This is a genomic window from Caballeronia sp. LZ034LL (genome assembly GCF_031451215.1).
Lineage (GTDB): Bacteria > Pseudomonadota > Gammaproteobacteria > Burkholderiales > Burkholderiaceae > Caballeronia.
In genome coordinates this window covers 1,415,847-1,435,780 of record NZ_JARUXR010000002.1, presented here as the reverse complement: position 1 = coordinate 1,435,780, position 19,934 = coordinate 1,415,847, and the positions used below count along the sequence as shown (strand labels likewise).

Annotated in this window: 18 protein-coding genes; 9 read left to right on the top strand and 9 right to left on the bottom strand. The window is 62.9% G+C overall.

The features are described from left to right. The first annotated feature begins 16 nt into the window (after positions 1 to 16). Positions 17 to 760, top strand: coding sequence for a FadR/GntR family transcriptional regulator (locus tag QCE83_RS21050; protein WP_309815329.1), 744 nt, complete (start codon positions 17 to 19; stop codon positions 758 to 760). A gap of 314 nt (positions 761 to 1,074) precedes the next feature. On the opposite strand, the gene QCE83_RS21045 is transcribed toward QCE83_RS21050, so the two are convergent. Both QCE83_RS21045 and QCE83_RS21040 read right to left on the bottom strand, forming a co-directional pair. Continuing rightward, positions 1,075 to 1,269 (bottom strand): hypothetical protein, encoded by a 195-nt coding sequence (locus QCE83_RS21045; RefSeq protein WP_309815325.1) that lies wholly within the window; start codon positions 1,267 to 1,269, stop codon positions 1,075 to 1,077. 12 nt (positions 1,270 to 1,281) lie between these two features. After that, the gene (locus tag QCE83_RS21040) at positions 1,282 to 1,527 is read right to left on the bottom strand and encodes a hypothetical protein (RefSeq protein ID WP_309815322.1); all 246 of its coding nucleotides are present in this window, start codon (positions 1,525 to 1,527) and stop codon (positions 1,282 to 1,284) included. Here QCE83_RS21040 and QCE83_RS21035 point away from each other — a divergent pair. Beyond that, positions 1,520 to 2,449: a lipopolysaccharide biosynthesis protein gene (locus QCE83_RS21035; protein WP_309815318.1), complete on the top strand. Its 930-nt coding sequence runs from the start codon at positions 1,520 to 1,522 to the stop codon at positions 2,447 to 2,449. The two genes, QCE83_RS21040 and QCE83_RS21035, sit on opposite strands and share 8 nt — an antisense overlap. Before the next feature lie 22 nt (positions 2,450 to 2,471). Here the strand turns inward: QCE83_RS21035 and QCE83_RS21030 are convergent, their stop codons facing one another. Both QCE83_RS21030 and QCE83_RS21025 read right to left on the bottom strand, forming a co-directional pair. Beyond that, complete coding sequence (locus tag QCE83_RS21030; RefSeq protein ID WP_309815315.1) at positions 2,472 to 3,398, bottom strand: AEC family transporter; 927 nt, start codon at positions 3,396 to 3,398, stop codon at positions 2,472 to 2,474. A gap of 124 nt (positions 3,399 to 3,522) precedes the next feature. After that, positions 3,523 to 3,786, bottom strand: coding sequence for a hypothetical protein (locus tag QCE83_RS21025; RefSeq protein ID WP_309815312.1), 264 nt, complete (start codon positions 3,784 to 3,786; stop codon positions 3,523 to 3,525). Between the two features lie 338 nt (positions 3,787 to 4,124). Here QCE83_RS21025 and QCE83_RS21020 point away from each other — a divergent pair, with 338 nt between their 5' ends. Beyond that, positions 4,125 to 4,592, top strand: coding sequence for a zinc-finger-containing protein (locus QCE83_RS21020; RefSeq protein ID WP_309815307.1), 468 nt, complete (start codon positions 4,125 to 4,127; stop codon positions 4,590 to 4,592). Positions 4,593 to 4,621: 29 nt separating this feature from the next. Continuing rightward, the gene (locus tag QCE83_RS21015) at positions 4,622 to 5,104 is read left to right on the top strand and encodes a hypothetical protein (RefSeq protein ID WP_309815304.1); all 483 of its coding nucleotides are present in this window, start codon (positions 4,622 to 4,624) and stop codon (positions 5,102 to 5,104) included. Positions 5,105 to 6,898: 1,794 nt separating this feature from the next. On the opposite strand, the gene QCE83_RS21010 is transcribed toward QCE83_RS21015, so the two are convergent. Both QCE83_RS21010 and QCE83_RS21005 read right to left on the bottom strand, forming a co-directional pair. Then, a complete protein-coding gene (locus QCE83_RS21010) occupies positions 6,899 to 7,876 on the bottom strand; it encodes a ParB/RepB/Spo0J family partition protein (RefSeq protein ID WP_309815300.1) in 978 nt (325 codons plus the stop codon). Next, a complete protein-coding gene (locus QCE83_RS21005; RefSeq protein ID WP_309815296.1) occupies positions 7,873 to 9,084 on the bottom strand; it encodes an AAA family ATPase in 1,212 nt (403 codons plus the stop codon). Before QCE83_RS21005 ends, QCE83_RS21010 begins: the two co-directional genes overlap by 4 nt. Before the next feature lie 658 nt (positions 9,085 to 9,742). On the opposite strand from QCE83_RS21005, the gene QCE83_RS21000 reads away from it, so the two are divergent. After that, positions 9,743 to 11,143, top strand: a complete 1,401-nt coding sequence (locus QCE83_RS21000; protein ID WP_309815294.1) for a replication initiation protein — start codon at positions 9,743 to 9,745, stop codon at positions 11,141 to 11,143. A 31-nt stretch (positions 11,144 to 11,174) separates the two neighbouring features. Here the strand turns inward: QCE83_RS21000 and QCE83_RS20995 are convergent, their stop codons facing one another. Further along, positions 11,175 to 12,353 carry a YbfB/YjiJ family MFS transporter gene (locus QCE83_RS20995; RefSeq protein ID WP_309815548.1) on the bottom strand — a complete coding sequence of 393 codons (1,179 nt, stop codon included), beginning with the start codon at positions 12,351 to 12,353 and terminating at the stop codon, positions 11,175 to 11,177. 134 nt (positions 12,354 to 12,487) lie between these two features. Here QCE83_RS20995 and QCE83_RS20990 point away from each other — a divergent pair, with 134 nt between their 5' ends. The 3 genes from QCE83_RS20990 to QCE83_RS20980 all read left to right on the top strand — a co-directional run bounded on the left by QCE83_RS20990 (position 12,488) and on the right by QCE83_RS20980 (position 15,747). Next, entirely contained in the window at positions 12,488 to 12,823 is a 336-nt protein-coding gene (locus QCE83_RS20990; RefSeq protein WP_309815291.1) for a hypothetical protein, read from the top strand. Between the two features lie 28 nt (positions 12,824 to 12,851). After that, positions 12,852 to 14,963 (top strand): phosphocholine-specific phospholipase C, encoded by a 2,112-nt coding sequence (locus QCE83_RS20985; RefSeq protein ID WP_309815288.1) that lies wholly within the window; start codon positions 12,852 to 12,854, stop codon positions 14,961 to 14,963. Positions 14,964 to 15,312: 349 nt separating this feature from the next. Beyond that, on the top strand, positions 15,313 to 15,747 hold the full coding sequence (locus QCE83_RS20980; RefSeq protein WP_309815285.1) for an NUDIX domain-containing protein: 435 nt from the start codon (positions 15,313 to 15,315) through the stop codon (positions 15,745 to 15,747). Between the two features lie 14 nt (positions 15,748 to 15,761). On the opposite strand, the gene QCE83_RS20975 is transcribed toward QCE83_RS20980, so the two are convergent. Both QCE83_RS20975 and QCE83_RS20970 read right to left on the bottom strand, forming a co-directional pair. Beyond that, a complete protein-coding gene (locus tag QCE83_RS20975; RefSeq protein ID WP_309815282.1) occupies positions 15,762 to 18,128 on the bottom strand; it encodes a transglycosylase domain-containing protein in 2,367 nt (788 codons plus the stop codon). Between the two features lie 83 nt (positions 18,129 to 18,211). Beyond that, positions 18,212 to 18,739 carry an Lrp/AsnC family transcriptional regulator gene (locus QCE83_RS20970; RefSeq protein WP_309815279.1) on the bottom strand — a complete coding sequence of 176 codons (528 nt, stop codon included), beginning with the start codon at positions 18,737 to 18,739 and terminating at the stop codon, positions 18,212 to 18,214. A gap of 176 nt (positions 18,740 to 18,915) precedes the next feature. Between QCE83_RS20970 and QCE83_RS20965 the strand changes: the two genes are divergently transcribed. Continuing rightward, positions 18,916 to 19,932 (top strand): 1-aminocyclopropane-1-carboxylate deaminase, encoded by a 1,017-nt coding sequence (locus QCE83_RS20965; RefSeq protein WP_309815276.1) that lies wholly within the window; start codon positions 18,916 to 18,918, stop codon positions 19,930 to 19,932. Positions 19,933 to 19,934: the final 2 nt, after the last annotated feature.

The window sequence follows — 19,934 nt, the reverse complement described above, 5'->3', positions numbered from 1 at the left end:
AGCTGGCGGGACCAACATGGATTACCGCAATCCCAAGCAACGCAAGAGCATGCACGGACGCATCGTGCAGGAACTCGGCATGCAGATCGTCAGCGGGGTCTTTGCACCCGGCCAGCGTCTGCCCGCCGAGCCCGCGCTCTGCGAAAGCTATGGCGTGAGCCGCCCGGTGCTGCGCGAGGCGACCCGCGTGCTGGTCGCCAAGGGTCTGGTGGTGTCGAAGCCGCGCGTGGGCAGCGTCGTGCGGCCGCGCGACGAGTGGCACATGCTCGATCCCGACGTGCTCGTGTGGACCATCAGCCGTCTTCCCGAAGGCGAATTCTTCCGCTCGCTGATGACCGTGCGGCAGGTCATCGAGCCCGCTGCCGCCGCGCTCGCGGCCATCTCCGCTTCCGAGGAGGACATTGCGCGCATCGGCGCGGCCTTCGACCGCATGGAACGCGCGCAAACCGCCGATGAACTGCTGGTGCCCGACCTCGAGTTTCATCGCGCGATCATGACGGCGACGCACAACGACATGCTTGCGTACATCGGCAACATGCTGTCGCTCGCGCTCAGCGAGTCGATCAAGCTGACGAGCCGCCATCCGAACACGCACGCGCTGTCATTGCCGCGACACAAGGCAATCTTTACGGCCATCGCCAACCGCGACGCGCTCGGCGCGCGGCAGGCCAGCGTCGTCCAGCTCGACAATGCCCGCGCCGACGCCAACTCGATCCTCGGCGGCGCCGCACTCGAATCCACAGGGCCTTTCACGCGTTAGGCGCTTGCGGGTTCGTCGCGTGTCATTCCATGTGTCATTCCACGTGATACGCGTCTCAAGTTCACATCTCTCTCGCCGTAAACCCTAACTAAGACCGGCCGCTGCTGCACGGTCTCCATCCTGCCCCTCCCTTCCCGCACTTTCTCTCGTGGAACGGCCTTTGGGGTCTTGCGACGAGCACTCCACACCGTCGAGCGCCCCCCTCTCCGGCGCGAGATGAAGGTCCATCATCGGTCCGTCCGTTTTTACGGACGACTCGCGGAACGCGCACCTGATTCGTGGAAATCAAAAAACTGACCATCGGGTAGTGCGTTTCACATGACGAACTTCGAATCTCCTCGTTCCTCGGGCTTCCACTTTTCGCGCGTGCGCGGAGTTGCCATGTCCGCCGCTACGCTCGCGATGAGCGTGATGCTCGCCGCATGCGGCGGCGGCGGTGGCGGCGGTAGCGACAATGCAGGCACGGCATCCGCCGCGAGCCCGACATCGAGTGCTGCAGCGAGCGGCACGTCGGCGTCGGCTCAGGCTTCGACTGCGAACGCATCGGTGACTGGCGCTACGTCCAGCGCGAGCACGTCCACTAGCGGCGGCGCCGTGGCTCCTACGAATGCGGCCGCCGCGACCAGTCCGGTCGTCACCACGCCTGCGCCCGTCACCAGCGACGACACGTCAGGCAGCCCGGCTTCACCGTCGAGCCCTGCATCGGCGGCGACGCCTGCGTCATCCACCCCCGGCGATGTCACGTCGCCCGCCAATCCCGTGCTCACTCCGCGGCGCTTCTATGGCGTGAACGGACACAACAACGAAGGCGGCGCCTACGACATCTCCAGTCCCGCCGTGCAACTGGCGCAGTTGCAGGATCTGGGCGTCAAGTACTACCGCAACGAGGTGTACAGCCCGGGCACCGCGACCAAGCTCGCGAACATCGCCGCGATGATGGACGCGGGCGGCGTGACCGTCTATCCCGTGCTGCTGATGGACTACCGACTCTTCGCCAACGAGACGCAGGCCTATAACGCCGGCTTCGCACTCGGCCAGCAGACCGCGACCTCGCGCCGCTATCCCTATTACGAAGTGACCAACGAAATTGAAGCCGAGGCGCTGAACGGCAACGTCGACGGCGTCTATCCGCAGCAATACGACACCGGCACGTTCAGGATCGTGCGCGGCATCATCCGCGGCATGATTGCGGGCATCAAGTCGGTGGATACGTCGGGCAAGATCATCCTGGGCGGCGGCACGTGGCTGCATTACGGCTTCGCGCAGATGCTCGCGGCGGGCATGGAACCCGATGGCAGCATCAATCATCCGATAGTGGACTGGGACGTCACCGCGTGGCACTGGTACTCGGAGCAAGGCGACATCACGAATGCATGCGGCGGCACCGGATGCCATAACGTATTGCAAGCGCTCAAGGCGTTCGGCAAGCCGATCTGGCTCAACGAAATCGGCGTGCGTCCGAACTACGGTTCCGATCAGGCGATTGCCGCCTACCTGACCGGCAACACGATGATGGCGCAGTTCGTGGCGCTCGCATCGACGTACGATATCGAATCGATCCAGACCTACGAGCTCTATGACGACCCCGTCGGCGGCGAGGGCAACTACGGCCTGCTCAAGAATGACGGCGTCACGCCGAAGGCCGCTTACTCGGCTTACAAGAACTTCGTCGCCGCGCACCCGATGTGATTGAACGATTCGCGCGCGCTCGCTAGAGGATGGCGATCCAGGCGAGCAGCGTGGCGATCGAGAACAGCGTGGTCATCGAGATGACCGCGCCCACGACATGCTTCTCGATGTCGTATTCCACCGCGAGCACGTACGCGCTCTTCGCTGTCGGCACGGCCGCGCAGACCACGGCGGCAACGGTCGCGATGTGACCGAGGCCGGTCGCGAGACAGAGCGCGTAGACGACCAGCGGCACGATGGCGAGCTTCAGGACCGTGAGCAGCGTGTAATAGCCGAGCCGCTCGCGCAGTTCGCCGATGGTCAGATCGAGTCCGATGGCGAACAGCGCGCAAGGCGTCAGCGCTTCGCCGAGGATCGTCAGGAAGGCATCGACGGGCGCGGGCAGCCGGACGCCGATGATCGACCAGAGCAAGCCGACGAGCGTCGCGAGGATCACGGGATTGCTCGCGATCTGGCGGATCAGCGGAGCCGCGCGCAGGGTGTGTGAGCTATCGCGACGGCCCAGTTCGCGCAGCACGACCAGCACCGGAAACATGATGGCGCCGATGAACACGGTGGCCACGGCTGCGGCAAGCACGCCCGGCTGACCGTAGAGTGTCTTGAGAATCGGCAGCGCGACAAAACCCGTGTTGGTCATGGCCACCGCGGCGGCAAGCATGGCGCTCGCGCTCAGGTTGATGCGCGCAGGAAAAACGATGCGCGCGCCCGCCATCATGGCCGCGAAACAGAGCATCGAACCGCCGCCGAATGCCGCGAGGAAGCGCCATTCGAGCAGCGAGTGCAGCGGTTCTTTTGCGATCGTCACGAAGACGAGTGCGGGCATCGCGACGTAATACGCGAAGCGCATCAGCGCGGCCGCCAGCGTGCGAGGCATGTAGCCGGAAACGCCTGCCAGCCAACCCGTGACGATGATCGCGAAAATCGGAAGAATCATTCCGGCGAGATGCATGGCGGCTCCGACGGGGAAGGCGGACCAGCCCGCAGGCGCGTGATGCCTTGCGGTGATTCGCCGCCATTATCGAAGAAAAGCCGCCTGCACCTTGCCGTGTTGCGCAATCACCTGTTTCCAGGCTTCACTGACCGCTGTAGATGTTGCAGCTCAGTCCGATGACGCATGCCTGACTCGTGCTCGGCGTCCACGCATCGCGCGAGGTGCCGCTGGCCTTGCTCGTCGACATCGTTCCGCCATAGCTCATATCGGACATGCTATTGCTTTGCGTGGTTTGCTGTTGCGCGGCGCCTGAATCCGGCGCCATCTGCATGTCCTGCGCGTAGACCGCAGCGCTCATCGCGAGTGCGCCCGCCGCCGCTGCGGCGTAAAGGAAGCTTGCTTTCATTGCCGTCACCTCATTGATCGAACATCACATTCGGAGCCGCAAGCTTGCGACGGGCTTGCAGCTTGTGCCTTGCGCGGCCGCGTTGAGCGGACTTCTTGTTTCATGCGTTTTCATGCGTTTTCATGCGTATGAGAGAACGCATTCATACGCTATACCGTCGGACGGTAAATTCAATTCCCGATCCGTTCGAATCATGCCTGGCATGCACGGCATCGGCGGTGCGCGCGGACGTATTTAAGCGGACGATGAGTCGTACAGGGAGCGTGGTCCGGCCGGCGCGCTTACGAGCTTGCGATCGACTTTGCTATATTGGATTTCCCGCTCTGGAGTTGCTTGCAATGCGCGTCGGCAGACCTGTCAAACCGCTTCCTCACCCGGACTGCGATTATTGCGGCGCGCCCGCGACGCTCGCGCGCATGGGCGACGAGCCGTATCCCTATCGCGACGATCACGGTCCGCTCTGGATCTGCGTGCCGTGCCAGGCTTGGATCGGAATTTTCGCGCGCAGCACGCGCCATGTTCCATTGGGAAGGCTCGCGGATGCGCAGTTGCGCGATCTCAAAGTGAAGCTGCACGCGGCGCTGGAACCGCTCGTGCAGGCGAAGGTGCGCCGCGATGGCTGTAACGTGTTCGAAGCACGGTCGAAGGGCATGAAGTGGCTCGCGCAGGCGATCGGTGTCGAGCCGGACAAATGCAGCATCCATACGCTCGATGCGGAACAGTGTGAGCGTGCAATCGCCATCGTCGAGGCATTCGAAAAAGAGCGCGGCAACCACCCTTCAGATTCTGCGGACGACGATCGTTAACCTGAAAACGATCAACCATCGGTCTTCGCATGTCACGCACTCTTCCCTTCCAGCGCTCGCCCCAAGCGACGCGCGCACGGCTCAGCAAGGCTCAGCTGCTTCCTATTCCGCGCGCCGTCGCTGACGAACTCGCGCTCGGCGCGCACATGGCGCTGGCTGCGTTGCGCTCGGGATCGCAGGATATCGCGCCTGCGCAAAGCATCACCGAGGCCATGCTTCTGGCGAAGTTTCTCGCGGAAGCGGGGCACGGGGATTTCTCGCAGGAAGAGCTGATACTCGCTGATCAGACTATGGCTTCAGTGTTCGATGCCGGGCGTCATTCGGGGCGTTGGACGTTGCCGGATGAGGCGTTTGAGCGGCTTGCAGCGATCGTGTCTCTTTATGATCACCAGTTGCGTCGCGCCACGCTGGGTGCGCTTTCGGTGGCTAGCGAAAGGCTGGAGCGGGTCAAGGCGGGGGAGCCTTATCAGTTGGTTCAGCCCGTGCAAGCGCGGGAGGCGGTGGGGGTTTGAGGGGTTGTGGATCTGTTTGGCAGGTGCGAGGCGCTGGAAGGGATTCTTCGGCAACTACATACGGCGCCGATGGATCCGCGCAAGTACATTTCCAGTCATCGCTATATCCAGCAATGAGTCCGACGCCCTTACGCGGATTGTATCGTTTGATACGTTTTCAGTTTGTGTTGTGCGTTCGGCCGAGTTTTCTGGCGTCACTGGGCGCTGTTTGTGGTCGCTAAAGTGACACTCAAGTGGGTTTGCGTGAAACAAGTTCAGAAAAACTCTATAAGTCTATGATTTATATAGATTAAAGAGGATTTAACTTTGTTCTCGTATGTTTCACGCGGTCGATAGGCAGAGCTTGTTCGGCAGTCTCCCGCATCAGACCAATTTGCGAGTCAATTGAGTCGTTTGACCAATCCCCGCCTCACGCTCCCTAAGGTTTTCTTTGCTTCGTATCGAGTTCGGCACGAGCTGATTGCCTGCGCTGAGCTTCTTGCGCAGCGGGAGAAGCGGCTGAAGCACTCGCTTCCCAGTCGTGCTCGAGCATCGGATCAAACTACTTTATGCCTAGGCGCCCCTTAGGCTTGGCTGTTTAGATCGACCGCTCTTGTCGGCCCCTGGGCTGTGCACGCTATTCGCTTAGACGTAAGGAGCCGGGAGAATTCGCGCATGCCGAGGGCGATGCGTAGGACGGAAACCATAAGGTCACTACGTCCCTGATGCGCTGCTCATTCATAAGCGAGCGAGAATAGGTTTCGAGCGTTCGACGCCTCAATAGCCTTAACCAACAACGGTGTTATCGCGTGGTCCCTCGCGGTTTTGTTCCATGAGGGCAATCGTCGCTCATTTGGCCTACACGCTCTCAACCGCCGGCCCACTCAACAGCCCTAGATAATTCTTGAGCAGCAGCGGGGAGCGCGGACCGCACGACCGTGAGGCGCGCATTGACCAAGGATCAGGGCTTAGCAAAGTGTTTGCGCGACGCGCATGCGTGCCGGTCCAAACAAAACATCTAACCTTCCTCCTGTTCGCCGGGGTGTGCTCGCTCGCGTGACGCTGTGCATCCGGTTGCTCATATCGCCCCTGCCCTGAAACGTCCTCGTCGTAGGGTTTCGCAGCAGGTGGTTCTGTTGGAGCTCAAGTGGGATTCAAGACGGAACGATCCAAGTGTCCGAATTCGGACACTAAGCTTCATTAGTCAGGCCGTGGCAAAGAGCGTAATCAGTGTCTTTGCTTCCGTCAGAATTCGCTGTCATCGAATTCATGGGATTGGTGGCGGGTGTCCGAATTCGGACACCCGCAAACTGACTCGGCTATAGTTCTCTCGTACTTCTCACTTACCCGAGTACCAGCATTCGTCACTCGAGACATCATCGGTTCTGATGCCGCCGTTCAAATTGCGGTCCGATCGCCGCTACGAATGATTTATTTTCGCCAACCAACTACACGCATCATCCCAACCAAAGGATCGTGCTGTCCGAATTCGGACACCTCGGGCAACTCATAACAGCCACTTAATCGAACCGTCCAAACTGTCCGAATTCGGACATGAAGTCGCAAGGCGACTCGTGCGCGCATAAAAATGAGCCGCCGGAGCGGGTTCTGATTTTTTAGAGTGTGTTGAAAGCACCTTGTCTATAGGTTTCCTCAGCTGATCGGATAGAAAAACCATGCTGTCCGAATTCGGACACCTATCCCCAACGTCTTCTCAACCACGGCGTCGTATCGTCCCAAAGACTGTCCGAATTCGGACACGCCGCCGCAAACGCCTCGCATACCCAATAAAAAACCCGCCGGAGCGGGTTCTGTTCATTCGGACTGGATCGAGAACATCTTGCCTATGTGTTCTCTTAGTTGATTTTCCTGCTCCTCCGTAACCACACCCGCTTTGAACTTGAAGGTAAGGCCCTTGACATCCTTGGTGATGCTTCCCGCCTGAACCTTCCCTGCAAAAATCTTTAAGATGCTTCTGCCACCCGCGTCGCTCGTCGGATTTCCTCGCGTCGCCTGCGCGTTCATACTTGCTGCCACCTTCGTCTGCACCAGATCTCCGGACACTACCTGCGGCCACAGTTCCTGAAGCGCCTTCAGCCCATGCTCGCCAGTCTTCTTAAGCGCATTTGCGATATCCTGCGCCGACGACGCACCCAGTACCGAAGGCTTCAAATCGAGATCCCGCTTCACGAAATCCGGCAGTGCGTCATACGCCAGGAAGCGATACAGATCGCTCCTCGAGATTCCCATCGCCTCGGCAAGCCGCGTACGATTAGGGAATTCCGATTCCGCCCGACGTATCGCAATCGCAATTTCGTAGTCAGAGAGATCGTCACGAGTGACGTTCTCCATGAGTGCCAACGCTGCCATGTCCTGATCCGTGCATTCGATCACTACGGCACGAACCGTCTCGCGATTGATCAGCTTGTGCGCTCGCCAGCGTCGCTCGCCTGCTACCAGTTGAAAAGAGTCTCCAACGCGACGCACCGTAACCGCCTGCAGCAGTCCCACTTCATTAATCGAACGCGCCAACTCCGACAGCTTCGCTTCATTAAACTGGCGACGAGGTTGCCACGGGTTCGGCACAATTTCATCGACCCGAATCTCGGTTTCGACACCCCGCGCTTCCAGTTCCTGAATCCGCAACTGCGCCGCGGCCAATGCGCTCGTGATCCCGGGCATAGTCTGCGGACCACGATTCGTCTTATCCTTTTTGGCCTCCCCCTTGAAATCCGCAGGCTTCGGCAGATTGGCCGTCTTAGCCATGAGTTGTTCGCGTATGTTATTGCTCATGCCGACTCCTTCCAGGATTTCACAAACATGTCGTCCAGCCACTTGGCATACTGCATCATTGGTTGCCGAACACGTTGAAGCGACTTGGCCGTCGAGTGAGTGCTGACCACGTCCAGCGCCGTCGAAAACGACAACGCTCCTCCGCTCATCACGGAGCTCGATGGAATTTCGAACGGATCGAGCCATCGGCCATATGCACTTTGCGCCCACTGCCGAACCACTGGCGCCGACGACGTCTTCCCATAGTCCACCTTCGATAACAGGATGGAGATAAAGTCGTAGACCTTGTCTTCCTCGTAGGGAAGGAAGTCTTCCGCGACATCCGAGAACAGACGCCAGAAAGCCAGCGAACTGATGAAGTCGAGGTTTTCGGGAATCATCGGCATGACCAGCGCGTCGGCGGCCAGAAGCGCGTTCAGATTCATATAGGACAGCGACGGCGACGTGTCGATCAAAATATAGTCGTACTGCGATCGGAGCGGCTCCAGTCCTTCGCGGAGCACGGCCCAAAACCGATAACCTTGAATCGTCTTCTGACGCGCCGGCAACAAAAACTCCGCGCCGTACAAAAACGTGTGGCCAGGGATGATGTCGAGTCCGTCCCAATACGTCGACTGAACGCTGGCACCCAGACCACCCTCGACGTTCTGGTCATATATGTAGGGCAACACGGTGTCGTCGCCCGAGATCTCTTTCTCAGCATAGAGACCGCACAACTCCGAAGCCGAAGCCTGCGGATCGAGATCGACGAGCAGCACCTTGCGTCCGAGCAGGGTCAGCGCCTGCGCGAGGCATACGGTCGTCGTCGTCTTCGCCGATCCGCCTTTCAACTGAGCAGTCGTCAGCACCTTGCCCCGGAATGCGCCATCGCCTTCGTCGAGACGCGTCTGATAGATATCAGAGGCCATCTTCACCCACATACGAACTTCCGGCAGCGTAAACGTACGGCTCCGGCCTGTTCCATTCAATGTGCCCGCCGGCAACCCGCCTTCTCCCTTCGTGACGAGATATTGAATCTGCTGCCGCGTGAGATTGCACATCTCAGCCAGTTCGCTGATCGTGTAGTAGGGCGCGACTTTCCTTGGCCGGGGCGCCAGGATCTGCTCTCGAAGGTTGTCCGAGAAGGGTTCCAGGTTATCTGCGAACTCCGCGACTTCGCGAAGCGTGACCTTGCGGTCTTCCATCGGTAGCGTGCCAACGTTAGCCATTCTGCGCTTTCTCCATGTATTGACGTCGAAGCGCAGAATACACGAATATGTGTAAACGAGGTTATAGCGCCGCGAGATTTCAGGATTTTCCAATCCCGAATCGCCTCAAACCCTTGATTTTACTAATGCTGGGCATCGGATCCGACTGTATCCAGCACGCGGAAACGGCCCTCTGCACGTATCAAATCCGCCGCATCAAATAACCCGCAACAGTACCCGCACAAAAACCACCCCGGGGGCGGTTTTTGTGCGCGGCTGTTCGCAGCCCAAATGATCATGAATTTCATAGACTTAGCGCACGTCCCTCACATCCAACCTGATGATCACCGCCGGTGTTCGTTTGGTTTTTTTGTAAACCTTAAACTCGCAAACCTACAAACAGAGGGCGGTAAACTCTTTCAAATCAGGCCTCCGCCCTGTGGATAGGGACGGTTTTTGTGACCAGCAGGGCGGTTTTTGTGCTGGCGTAAACGCATTTTGGGCAACCCAGGGCGGATTTTGTGTCGACCGGGGCGGAAATTGTGCGCACCGGACGCTCGCCGGGGTGCTTTTTGTGTCGCTCGCAGCGACCCCGAGTCGGACCGGCCACGGGGCGGTTTTTGTGTTGACACCTCTTGCTCGCCTGATAGAGTGCCCGTGGACCGCAGTCGACAAACGCATGGAAAACCGAGAACTCACCGTTACCCCTCAGCAACTGGCGCTGGACATCTACGAAGACATGTCCGCCCAGGGTTCGGCTATCTCCGAGTCGACGAGGGACATCGGTTTCCTGCGCAACAACATCTTCACGCGTGTCGGCGGGCTCGGCATCGCCGCGCGCCGCGTGCTGGACGCCGCTTACTTCATCGTCGCGACCAAGGCGCCGGAAGAACTCATCGACGACAAGGTCTACACCTTCTCGGCCGACATCAACTACTTCAAGTGGCTGATGCGCTACGACAGCCGCAACCACAGCCACCTCATCACGCAGATGCGCGCAGCGGCCCGGGCCCGCGTCGAAATCATGACGGCCCCGTCGATCGAAGAGATCACCGAGAAGGATTCGTGGGGCACCATCAGTCTGCTGGGCGATTGCTACATCGAACGCAACGTCGTGTGCATCCTGCTGGCCGGGCGCGTCATCAAGTACCTCATCAGCCCCTACAAGGCTCATTGGCTGAGCCTGCGGGCCTCGACCGCCTTCTCGCTGTCGCTGTCCCGCGCCATCTACGACCGCCTGATTCCCTGCGAGGGTCACGGCGTGACCGAATGGTTCGCCTACGAAGAGGTGCTCGAATGGCCGGGCAAGGTCGGCGAATCGCGCAAAGAGGTGAAGGAGTTCAAGAAGCGTTTCCTGGAACCCGCCATCGACCAACTGAACGAAGTGTCGGATTTCGATGTCAGCTGGGAGCCCAACGCCGAGCGCGTGCCGCCCGAGAAGCTCAAGATCCGCTTTCGCTTCACGAAGAAGCAGGGCGCGGACGCCGCGCGCGCCGGCATCCAGGACTCGATGTACCTCCTGCTGCACAACGAATTCGCCTTCGATACCCCTGACTTCGAGCGCCTGGCCAAGCAGCGCGACCTCTGGACCGACGAGCGCCTGGAGCAGGCGATCGAATACACGCGCTACAAGCTCAACGAAGGCAAGGTGACGGTGAGCCCGCGCGGCTACTTGTTCAAGGCGCTGGAGGGGAATTATCGGATCGGCGAAGCGGATCGCAAGATGGCGGCCGTCAAGGCGCGTCAGCTCGAGGACGATCGCAAGGATCGCCGTTCGCGCGATGCCGCGCAGGCCAAGCTCGAAGCCAGCATCCAGGTGCAGAACGACACGGCGAAAGCCAAGATGAGCGAGGAGGTCCGCGCGGGCCGCGAATACTTCGAGTCCGCCGATACCCCGTTGCGCCGCGATCTGTGCCACGCGTTCCTGAGCCAGCTGATTCCGCAGCGCCTGATCGAGAAACAGGGGCTGTCGCGCGATGCGTTGAATGCCGACAACATTCTCACCGTGAACCGCGTGGTGTGCGATGCGTTCTGCTCGCACGTGTTTGCGAAGATGAAGAAAGCGCGTCCGAGCCGTTGAAACGAGCAGGGCCGTGCGTCCCTGCTAGCGGCTACCGGCCGCCCAACGGCCTCTGGAACGCCGCCAGCACCGCGCCGATTACGAGCACCAGCGCCGAATACACGAGCCCGTCCGTGAGCCCCGCGCTGTCCGACACCTTGCCGATCACCACCGGCCCCACGATCTGCCCGAACGCGAACACGATGGTAAAGGCGTTGATGCCGCGCCCCCACTGGGTGGACGGGAGATTGTGCCGCACGAATGCCGTCGTCGATGCCACCGCGGACAGGAAGGTCGCGCCGAACAGGGCGCCCGAGACGAAAGCCGCGAGCGGATGCACGATGATCGCGGGAACGAGTGTCGCGACGGCGAGCAGGGCGTTGAGGATCGCGAGCGCCTGGCCGCCGCGCATGCGGTCGAGCAGTGTCGACCACATGCGCGCCGAGACGACCGTCGCCACGCCGAGCAGCACATAGAAGCTGCTTACGACCGGCGCGCTCATGCCTGCATTGCGCAGCAACGCGACGATGAAGGTCATGTAGCCGATATAGCCGATGCCGAAACACGCATAGCCCGCCAGCGCGAGCGCGAAGCGGCGCCGCTGCACGGGCGCGCCTTCCGCCGCGTGCGTTCCATGACGTGCCGTGGACACGGACTGCGCGCTCTCTATCCGCCGCGCGGCCAACGCCGCCACCACTGAAAACACGGCGCAGCCGACGGCCAGCGCGAACCACGCATAGCGCCAGCCGTGCAGGGTGGGCAGAACGGTGAACGGCACGAGGATCGACGAGATGACGATGCCCCAGCCGGTGCCGCCGTAGTAGATCCCGATGACGAGTCCGGCGTCGCGCGGCGAGAGCGACGCGAGCCGGGCCGCCAGGACGCCGCCGCTCACGAAGATGAGTGCGCTGCCGATGCCCGTCGCCACGCGCAGCGCGAGCAGTGCACGCGTACCTGTCACGGCGCCGCTCGCCGCCATCAGCACGACCGTGGCGATGCAGCCCGCGACGAACAGCGAGCGCGAGGTGAAGCGCGTCGACCATCGCGAGAAGGCGAGGGCCCCGAGCAGATAGCCGAACGCATTCGCGGTGTTCATCGCGCCGGCCTGCGCGAAATTCCACGCGAGATCCTGGCGCATCGGCGGCAGCAGCAAGGCGTAGGAGAAGCGCGCCAGGCCGAGCGCGATCGCGCTGCCCAGCGACAACGCAATCGCCAGCATCAGCGCCTGCATGCGTTCCGCTTCATGCCCGTGCTCGCACCCGTCCTCGCGCGCGTCATTACGCTGGCTCACCCTCTGTCGTCCTCTTGTCGTTTTGCGCCCGCCGTATGGTATCGCGTCGGATGGTCACACTGCTTACACGAGCGATGGCTAAGCTTCGCGACGCTGCGTCGATCGGCGCGCATCTGCCGGAGAACCCGATGTCGTTCGTGCCAGGCCGCCGCATGGCGGCGGGAGTCGCCGTATTCCTGAGCGCAATCGTTTGCGGATGCAGCCGCCCGGGCGCGGATGCCGCGCGTCCCGCGCCGTCGTCCGCTGCCACTGCGCCCGACGATCCGGCGCCCGCCGCGACCGACACCAGCGAGCTTCAGGACTGGGCCAGACAGGCTACCGGCAGCACCCCCGTCCGCCCGGCGCAGGCAGGCAGCGCGCAGGCATCGTCGGACGCGCTTGCGACCCCCGTGATTCATACGGTGGATTGACCTTTCCTCTCACCCTCCCCGCCTACCGATGAAAAACAAGAACCGTCGTGACTTCCTGCGCGCGTCCGCTGAAGCGGCCGGCGCGGCCGCCGCGCTGAACGTGATGCCGCTCGGCATCCGCCAGGCCCTGGCGATTCCCGCCAACAACCGCCATGGCTCGATCGAGGATATCGAGCACATCGTCGTGCTGATGCAGGAGAACCGCTCGTTCGATCATTACTTCGGCACGCTGCGCGGCGTGCGCGGCTATGGCGACAAGAGCGCCGTCACGCTGTCGAACGGCAAGCCGGTCTTCCATCAACCGACGACAGCGGGCGCGGGCGAGCTGCTGCCGTTCCATCCGGCCGCGGCCAACCTCGGGCTGCAGTTCCTGCAGGGCTTGCCGCACGACTGGGTGACGGGACACGCCGCTTTCAACGGCGGCCTGTACGACCAGTGGGTGCCCGCCAAGGGCACGACGACCATGGCGTACCTGCAGCGCGCCGACATCCCGTTCCACTACCAGCTCGCGGACGCCTTCACGATCTGCGACGCCTATCACTGCTCGATCAACTCATCGACGGATCCGAACCGCTACTACATGTGGACCGGCTACGTCGGCAACGACGGCACCGGCGGCGGCCCGGTCGTCGATAACGCGGAAGCGGGCTACGGCTGGTCCACGTTCCCCGAAGTGCTGGAACGCGCGGGCATCTCGTGGAAGGTCTACCAGGACATCGGCACCGGTCTCGACGCGAAGAACAGCTGGGGCTGGACCGACGACGCCTACATCGGCAACTACGGCGACAACTCGCTGCTCTACTTCACGCAGTATCAGAACGCGCAGCCGGGCAGCCCGCTCTACGAAAAGGCCCGGCGCGGCACCAACGCCGCCGCCGGCGACGACTACTTCACGCTGCTGAAGCGCGACGTCGCGAACGGCACGCTGCCGCAGGTTTCGTGGATCGTCGCGCCGGAGGCGTTCTCCGAACATCCCGAATGGCCGGCGAACTACGGCGCGTGGTACGTCGATCAGGTCCTGCAGGCGCTGACGTCGAATCCGGAGGTCTGGAGCAAGACGGCGCTGCTCATCAATTACGATGAAAACGACGGTTTCTTCGATCACGTCGTGCCGCCGTTTCCGCCGGCGTCGAGCGCCAATGGCCTTTCCACCGTCGATACCGCCAACGAGATCTTTCCCGGCAGCTCGAGCTACGCGACCGGACCGTACGGACTCGGCGCGCGGGTGCCGATGCTGGTCGTGTCGCCGTGGTCGCGCGGCGGCTGGGTGTGCTCGGAGACGTTCGACCACACGTCGGTGATCCGCTTCATCCAGAAGCGTTTCGGGCGCGCGCACGGTCTCGCCGAACCGAACATCTCGCCGTGGCGCCGCGCGATCTGCGGCGACCTGACGTCCGCCTTCGACTTCCGCCGCCCGAACGCCAATCTGCCGACACTGCCCGCCACGACCGCCTACGCGCCGCCCGACAAACTGCGTCACACGCCGTACCAGCCGGTGCCGCCTGACGCGCAGACCGTTCCGCAGCAGGAGCCGGGCGTGCGGCCGGCGCGCGCGCTGCCGTACGAGCTGTTCGTGCGCGCGAAGACGCACGCGTCGAAAGATGCCGTTTCGTTCGATTTCATCAATACCGGCAGCGCGGGCGCCGTCTTCCTGCTCTACCAGAACGCCAGCACGACGGCGCCGCGCTCGTACACCGTGGAAGCGCGCAAGCGCCTCGCGGACCGCGTCGCGGCGGAAACGGACGGCAGCTTCGATTTCGTCGTGCACGGCCCGAACGGCTTTGTGCGCCGCATCGCGGGCACGGTCGGGAAAGCGCATTCATGGTGGTCGGGCGAGCAGGCCCAACCGGACGTCGCCGAAGGTTACGACGTCGCCAACGGCAACCTGCAACTGCGGCTCGAAAACCGCGGAACGGCCGCCTGCACGTTCAGCGTCAGCAACGCCTACGCGCCGACGAAAACCGTCACGCGGCGCGTGCGCGGCGGCGATACGGCGCAGGTCTACCTGGATCTGCGCGACGCGCACGGCTGGTATGACGTCGAAATCAAGGTCGATACCGACGCGAAGTTCCTCCGCCGCTTGGCCGGCCACGTCGAAACGGGCCAGGACAGCATGAGCGATCCCGCGCTCGGCACGTGACCTCCGCCGCGGCGCATCTGCCGCGGTGACTCCCGGTTCGCGCGTCCGTCACTGGGCGCGCGACCGTCTCCATTTCCCCGTTTTCCGGAACTCTTCCGCGCCAATCCGTTCGGAACCACCTGGTTGCGCGCGCCGTCCGCGCTTGCCCGTCCCGCTGCGACGCGCTGGAACGCACGTCGCCGGGCGGGGGATGCCCGGATGGCCGAACGCCCGGCGGACGAAGAAAATCGATCTCGCGCCACCGCTCGAAGCTGAGAATCGTTTCGACGGCGAGGTAGGTAACGGAAAGCCGGCGCGTCGGGCCGCACCATCATGCCAACAATGAATGCAGGTGCAAACGGAGACGGGGATGAGAGTACGAGCAACTGTGCTGCTGGTTCGACACCAGGCGGTGCTTCTGGTCCGGGAACACAGCGGCCCGTGGCTGCTGCCGGGCGGGCCGGTGGGATTGAACGAGCTGGCGCTGGTCGCGGCGGTGCGGGCGCTGCATGAGGATACGGGTGTCGAGGCGAGCGCGGCCGCGTTCCTGTTCCAGCAGGTGTCCGCGCATCACCTGCATCATGTTTTTCGCGTCGCGATTCCGGACGACATGCATCCGCGCGCCGCGATGGGCGGCGGCATCGACGACGTGCTGTGGGTCGCGCCCGCCCAGCTCGTGCAGGTCGCCATGACGCCCGGTACGCGGGCGATCCTGAGCCGGGCGACGGGAAGCGGCATCGATCCCGCCGAAGCGCTGCACGGCCACGACGATCCGGGCGCGCGCATCGACAGACGGCGGCGCTAACGGCGCGGGCCGCCTTATTGCGGCGCCGACGCGGCCGATGGCTCCGGCAGGATCGGCGGCATGGTCGTGAAAACGGGCGGCTGCGGTTGCGATTGCGGCTGAGACTGCGGCGGCGCTTCGGTCACTTCGGCCTCCGGCTCGGCCGGCGCGCGTTTCACGCGGACGGATTTCTGCGGCGCAGTCTGTTTCGTCGCGCTCGGCTTTGGCTCTTTCGTGAAGGTCTGCGCCATCCACGCGCGCAGACGCGTCACCGTGGTTTCCCACAGCCCCGGCGTTTCCTGCGTGTCGAAGCGGGCGCGCACGTCGATCAGACGCGAGCGCAACGCGCGCTGCATGAAATCGCCGACGATCGGCAACGCACTGTGCGCGCCTTGCCCCCAGTAGTCGCTGCGCAGCGTGACGCGGCTGTCGTTGAAGCCGACCCACGCGCCCGCCACCAGCTGCGGCTGCATCAGGATGAACCAGCCGTCGGCGTTGTCCTGCGTCGTGCCGGTCTTGCCCGCGACATCGCCGCGAATCCCGAAGCGCGTGCGGATGATCGTGCCCGTGCCGCGATTGATGACGTCGCGCATCACATCGACGAGCTTGCGGGTCGCATCGACCGAGAGCGCGCGCTCGGGCGCGTTCTCGAACTGCGCGAGCACCTCGCCGTCCTTGTTCTCGATGCGCGTGACGAGCAGCGGCTCAATATAACTGCCGTCGTTCGCGATCGTGCCGTACGCCGACACCATCTCCTTGAGCGTGACCGGACTCGTGCCGAGCGCAAGCGACGGCACGACATCCAGATGACTCTCGCGCACGCCCATGTCGCGTGCGAGCCGCGCGACGCGTCCCGGTCCGACCGATTCCATCAGCTGCGCGGTGATGCGGTTCTTCGAATACGCGATGCCGTCGCGCAGGCTGACCGGCTTGCCGCTCGGCGGGGCGTCGTCGGTCGGGCGCCAGGTTTCGTTGCTGTTGATCGGAATCTCGACGGCCTGATCGACGAAGGTGTCGGTCGGTTTCGCGCCGTGTTCGAACGCCGCGCCATAGACGAAGGGCTTGAAGGTCGAACCGGGCTGGCGGCGGGCCTGCGCGACGTGATCAAACGGATCCTGCGCGAAGTCGCGGCTGCCGACCCAGGCCTTGATCTGGCCATTGCGCGGATCGAGCGCGACGAAGCCGGCCTGCACGCGCGTCTTGCTCTCGCACAGCGACTGCATGAAGCCGCGGTCCGCGCCGAGCTTCGCGAGGGCGTCGGCGTCGTTCATGCCGCCGTCGCGCGCCGCGCGGTACTCGCCCGTCTCGCGGATGAACGCGTGCGCGAGATCCGCGTTCGCCTTCGCGCAGCCGCCGCGCGTGCCCCACGCCGCGTTGGCGATCGACTGCAACTGGTTGCCCTGCAACACGAGCGCGCTGGTCGCCATGGTCTGGAGGCGCGAGTCGATGGTCGTCCGCACGACGAGGCCATCGGAATAGATGTTGTAGTCGTTGTCGTCGGCCCAGGCGATCAGCCACTTGCGCAACTGTTGCGCGAAATGCGGCGCGCGGCCGGGCTCTTCGGTCTGGCGTTCGAAGTCGATCCGCAACGGCCGCTTGACGAGCGCGTCGAGCTTCGCGGCCGGCAGATGGCCGAACTTCACCATCTGGCCGAGCACGATGTTGCGCCGGTCGAGCGCGCGCTCGGGATTGATCACCGGGTTGTAATAGCTGTTGCCCTTCAGCATGCCGATGAGCGTCGCGCTCTGGAGGACATCGAGCTCGCCCGCCGACTTGCCGAAGTACGTGCGCGCGGCCATTTCGATCCCGTACGCGTTGTAGAGGAACGGCACGGTGTTCAGATAGGTTTCGAGGATTTCGTCCTTCGAATAGACCGCTTCGATCTTGAACGCGGTGATGGCTTCCTTCAGCTTGCGCGTGAGCGTCTGCGAGCGGCCGATTTCCTCCGGAAACAGATTGCGCGCGAGCTGCTGCGTGAGCGTCGAGCCGCCTTGCCGGTCGCCTTTCAGCGTATGCAGCGCGGCGGACGCCGTGCGCTTGAAGTCGATCCCGTGATGCGTATAGAAGCGCCGGTCTTCGGTCGCGATGAGCGCGTCGACGACCTGCGGCGAAACGGACTTGAGGCTCACCCATTCGCGATGCGTGGGCTTGAATTCGGCGAGCAGCTTGCCGTCGGCGGAATAGACCTGCGCGGGCTGATCCACCTTGGCGCGGCGCAGGTCGCGGATGCCGGGCGTGAACGGAATCAGCACCAGGACGTACAGCACGAACAACGCGGGCAGAAGCAGCAATGTGCGCGGCCGCAGATGCGGACGCAGCCGGGGCAGCAGGCGGGCCCGCAGCTGGCCGATGAGCTGGCGGAGAAGCGCCCGGGCCAGGGCTTTGAGATCAGACGCGGTCACGACGAAACGGGTTGCTCAGACAAGAAAACCCTGAATCCTAGCCTAATTTTTCAGCGGGCTGACCGTTGGGCGCGCGTGCGGCGTCATGCCGGCCTCGTCCCCGCCGTTTCGCCGATGGGAAACGCCGTGGTCGAAAGAATCTCGCGCAACACGACGAACGTGCGAATCTGCCGCACGCCCGGCAGATACAGCAGCTTCTCGGCATGCAGGCGGTTGAAGCTGTCGCTGTCGCGCGTGCGGATCAGCATGAAGAAGTCGAACTCCCCGGTCACGACGTGACACTCCATGCAGCCGGGCACCTTCTGCGCGGCTTTCTCGAAGGCATCGAAGGAGTCGGGCGTGGAGCGGTCGAGGATCACGCCGATCACCACCAGCATGCCGGCGTCCAGCGCCTTCGGATCGAGCAGCGCGACCGTGGCGCGGATCAGCCCCGCTTCGCGCAGCCGTTCGACGCGCCGCAAACACGCGGGCGGACTCAGATTGACCTTTTCGGCCAGGGCGACGTTCGAGATCGATGCATCGCGCTGCAATTGCCGCAGGATGGCGCGATCGACCCGGTCGGTCTGATGCGCCGTCAGATGGGCGTTTGCGGGAGATGGGGTTTTTTTCATTGCGTCCAAGGTCGTTTAAACACCGCAAAAGTTTGCCATGTTGCGAATCAGTGAATGAACGTTAGGCATAAGCGAATTCTTTTGCAACCCATCCACCGTGAGGAATCTCTAGCATTGTTTCAAGGCGACGCTTCACGCGCGCCGGCCAGAATTCCATCATCAGGAGGATGCCCACCATGAACCTGCAACGTTTTCCCCGCTATCCGCTCACCTTCGGACCGACGCCCATTCAGCCGCTCAAGCGCCTCTCCGCGCATCTCGGCGGCAAGGTCGAGCTCTACGCCAAGCGCGAAGACTGCAACAGCGGACTGGCGTTCGGCGGCAACAAGACCCGCAAGCTCGAATACCTGATCCCGGAAGCGCTCGCCGAAGGTTGCGACACGCTGGTGTCGATCGGCGGCGTGCAGTCCAACCAGACCCGTCAGGTGGCGGCGGTCGCGGCGCATCTGGGCATGAAGTGCGTGCTCGTGCAGGAAAATTGGGTCAACTACTCGGATGCGGTGTACGACCGGGTCGGCAATATCCAGATGTCGCGGATGATGGGCGCGGACGTGCGTCTCGTCGCCGATGGTTTCGATATCGGCATCCGCAAAAGCTGGCAGGAAGCGATGGAAAGCGTGCGCGCCGCCGGCGGCAAGCCGTTCCCGGTGCCGGCGGGCTGCTCGGAGCATCCGCTGGGCGGGCTGGGCTTCGTCGGCTTCGCGGAAGAAGTGCGCGCGCAGGAAGCGGAGCTCGGCTTCAAGTTCGACTACATCGTCGTGTGTTCGGTGACGGGCAGCACGCAGGCCGGCATGGTGGTCGGCTTCGCGGCGGACGGCCGGGCGCGGCGCGTGATCGGTATCGATGCATCGGCGAAACCGGTGCAGACGCATGAGCAGATCCTGCGCATCGCGAAGCATACGGCGGAACTGGTCGATCTCGGCCAGGACCTCACGCGCGAGGACGTCATTCTGGACACGCGCTTCGGCGGTCCCGAATACGGTCTGCCGAATGAAGGCACGCTCGACGCCATCCGCCTGTGCGCGCGGCTCGAAGGCGTGCTGACCGATCCTGTCTACGAAGGCAAGTCGATGGACGGCATGATCCAGATGGTGCGCAACGGCGAATTCCCGGAAGGTTCGAAAGTGCTGTACGCGCATCTCGGCGGCGTGCCCGCGCTCAACGCCTACAGCTATCTGTTCCGTAACGGCTGACC

What these genes read in the sequence shown, in the direction of transcription:
- QCE83_RS21050 (WP_309815329.1), top strand. Translation starts at nt 17, where the DNA reads ATGGATTACCGCAATCCCAAGCAACGCAAGAGCATGCACGGACGCATC.
- QCE83_RS21030 (WP_309815315.1), bottom strand. Translation starts at nt 3,398, where the DNA reads ATGCATCTCGCCGGAATGATTCTTCCGATTTTCGCGATCATCGTCACG.
- QCE83_RS21025 (WP_309815312.1), bottom strand. Translation starts at nt 3,786, where the DNA reads ATGAAAGCAAGCTTCCTTTACGCCGCAGCGGCGGCGGGCGCACTCGCG.
- QCE83_RS21020 (WP_309815307.1), top strand. Translation starts at nt 4,125, where the DNA reads ATGCGCGTCGGCAGACCTGTCAAACCGCTTCCTCACCCGGACTGCGAT.
- QCE83_RS21015 (WP_309815304.1), top strand. Translation starts at nt 4,622, where the DNA reads ATGTCACGCACTCTTCCCTTCCAGCGCTCGCCCCAAGCGACGCGCGCA.
- QCE83_RS21010 (WP_309815300.1), bottom strand. Translation starts at nt 7,876, where the DNA reads ATGAGCAATAACATACGCGAACAACTCATGGCTAAGACGGCCAATCTG.
- QCE83_RS21005 (WP_309815296.1), bottom strand. Translation starts at nt 9,084, where the DNA reads ATGGCTAACGTTGGCACGCTACCGATGGAAGACCGCAAGGTCACGCTT.
- QCE83_RS21000 (WP_309815294.1), top strand. Translation starts at nt 9,743, where the DNA reads ATGGAAAACCGAGAACTCACCGTTACCCCTCAGCAACTGGCGCTGGAC.
- QCE83_RS20995 (WP_309815548.1), bottom strand. Translation starts at nt 12,353, where the DNA reads ATGCAGGCGCTGATGCTGGCGATTGCGTTGTCGCTGGGCAGCGCGATC.
- QCE83_RS20990 (WP_309815291.1), top strand. Translation starts at nt 12,488, where the DNA reads ATGGCTAAGCTTCGCGACGCTGCGTCGATCGGCGCGCATCTGCCGGAG.
- QCE83_RS20985 (WP_309815288.1), top strand. Translation starts at nt 12,852, where the DNA reads ATGAAAAACAAGAACCGTCGTGACTTCCTGCGCGCGTCCGCTGAAGCG.
- QCE83_RS20980 (WP_309815285.1), top strand. Translation starts at nt 15,313, where the DNA reads ATGAGAGTACGAGCAACTGTGCTGCTGGTTCGACACCAGGCGGTGCTT.
- QCE83_RS20970 (WP_309815279.1), bottom strand. Translation starts at nt 18,739, where the DNA reads ATGAAAAAAACCCCATCTCCCGCAAACGCCCATCTGACGGCGCATCAG.
- QCE83_RS20965 (WP_309815276.1), top strand. Translation starts at nt 18,916, where the DNA reads ATGAACCTGCAACGTTTTCCCCGCTATCCGCTCACCTTCGGACCGACG.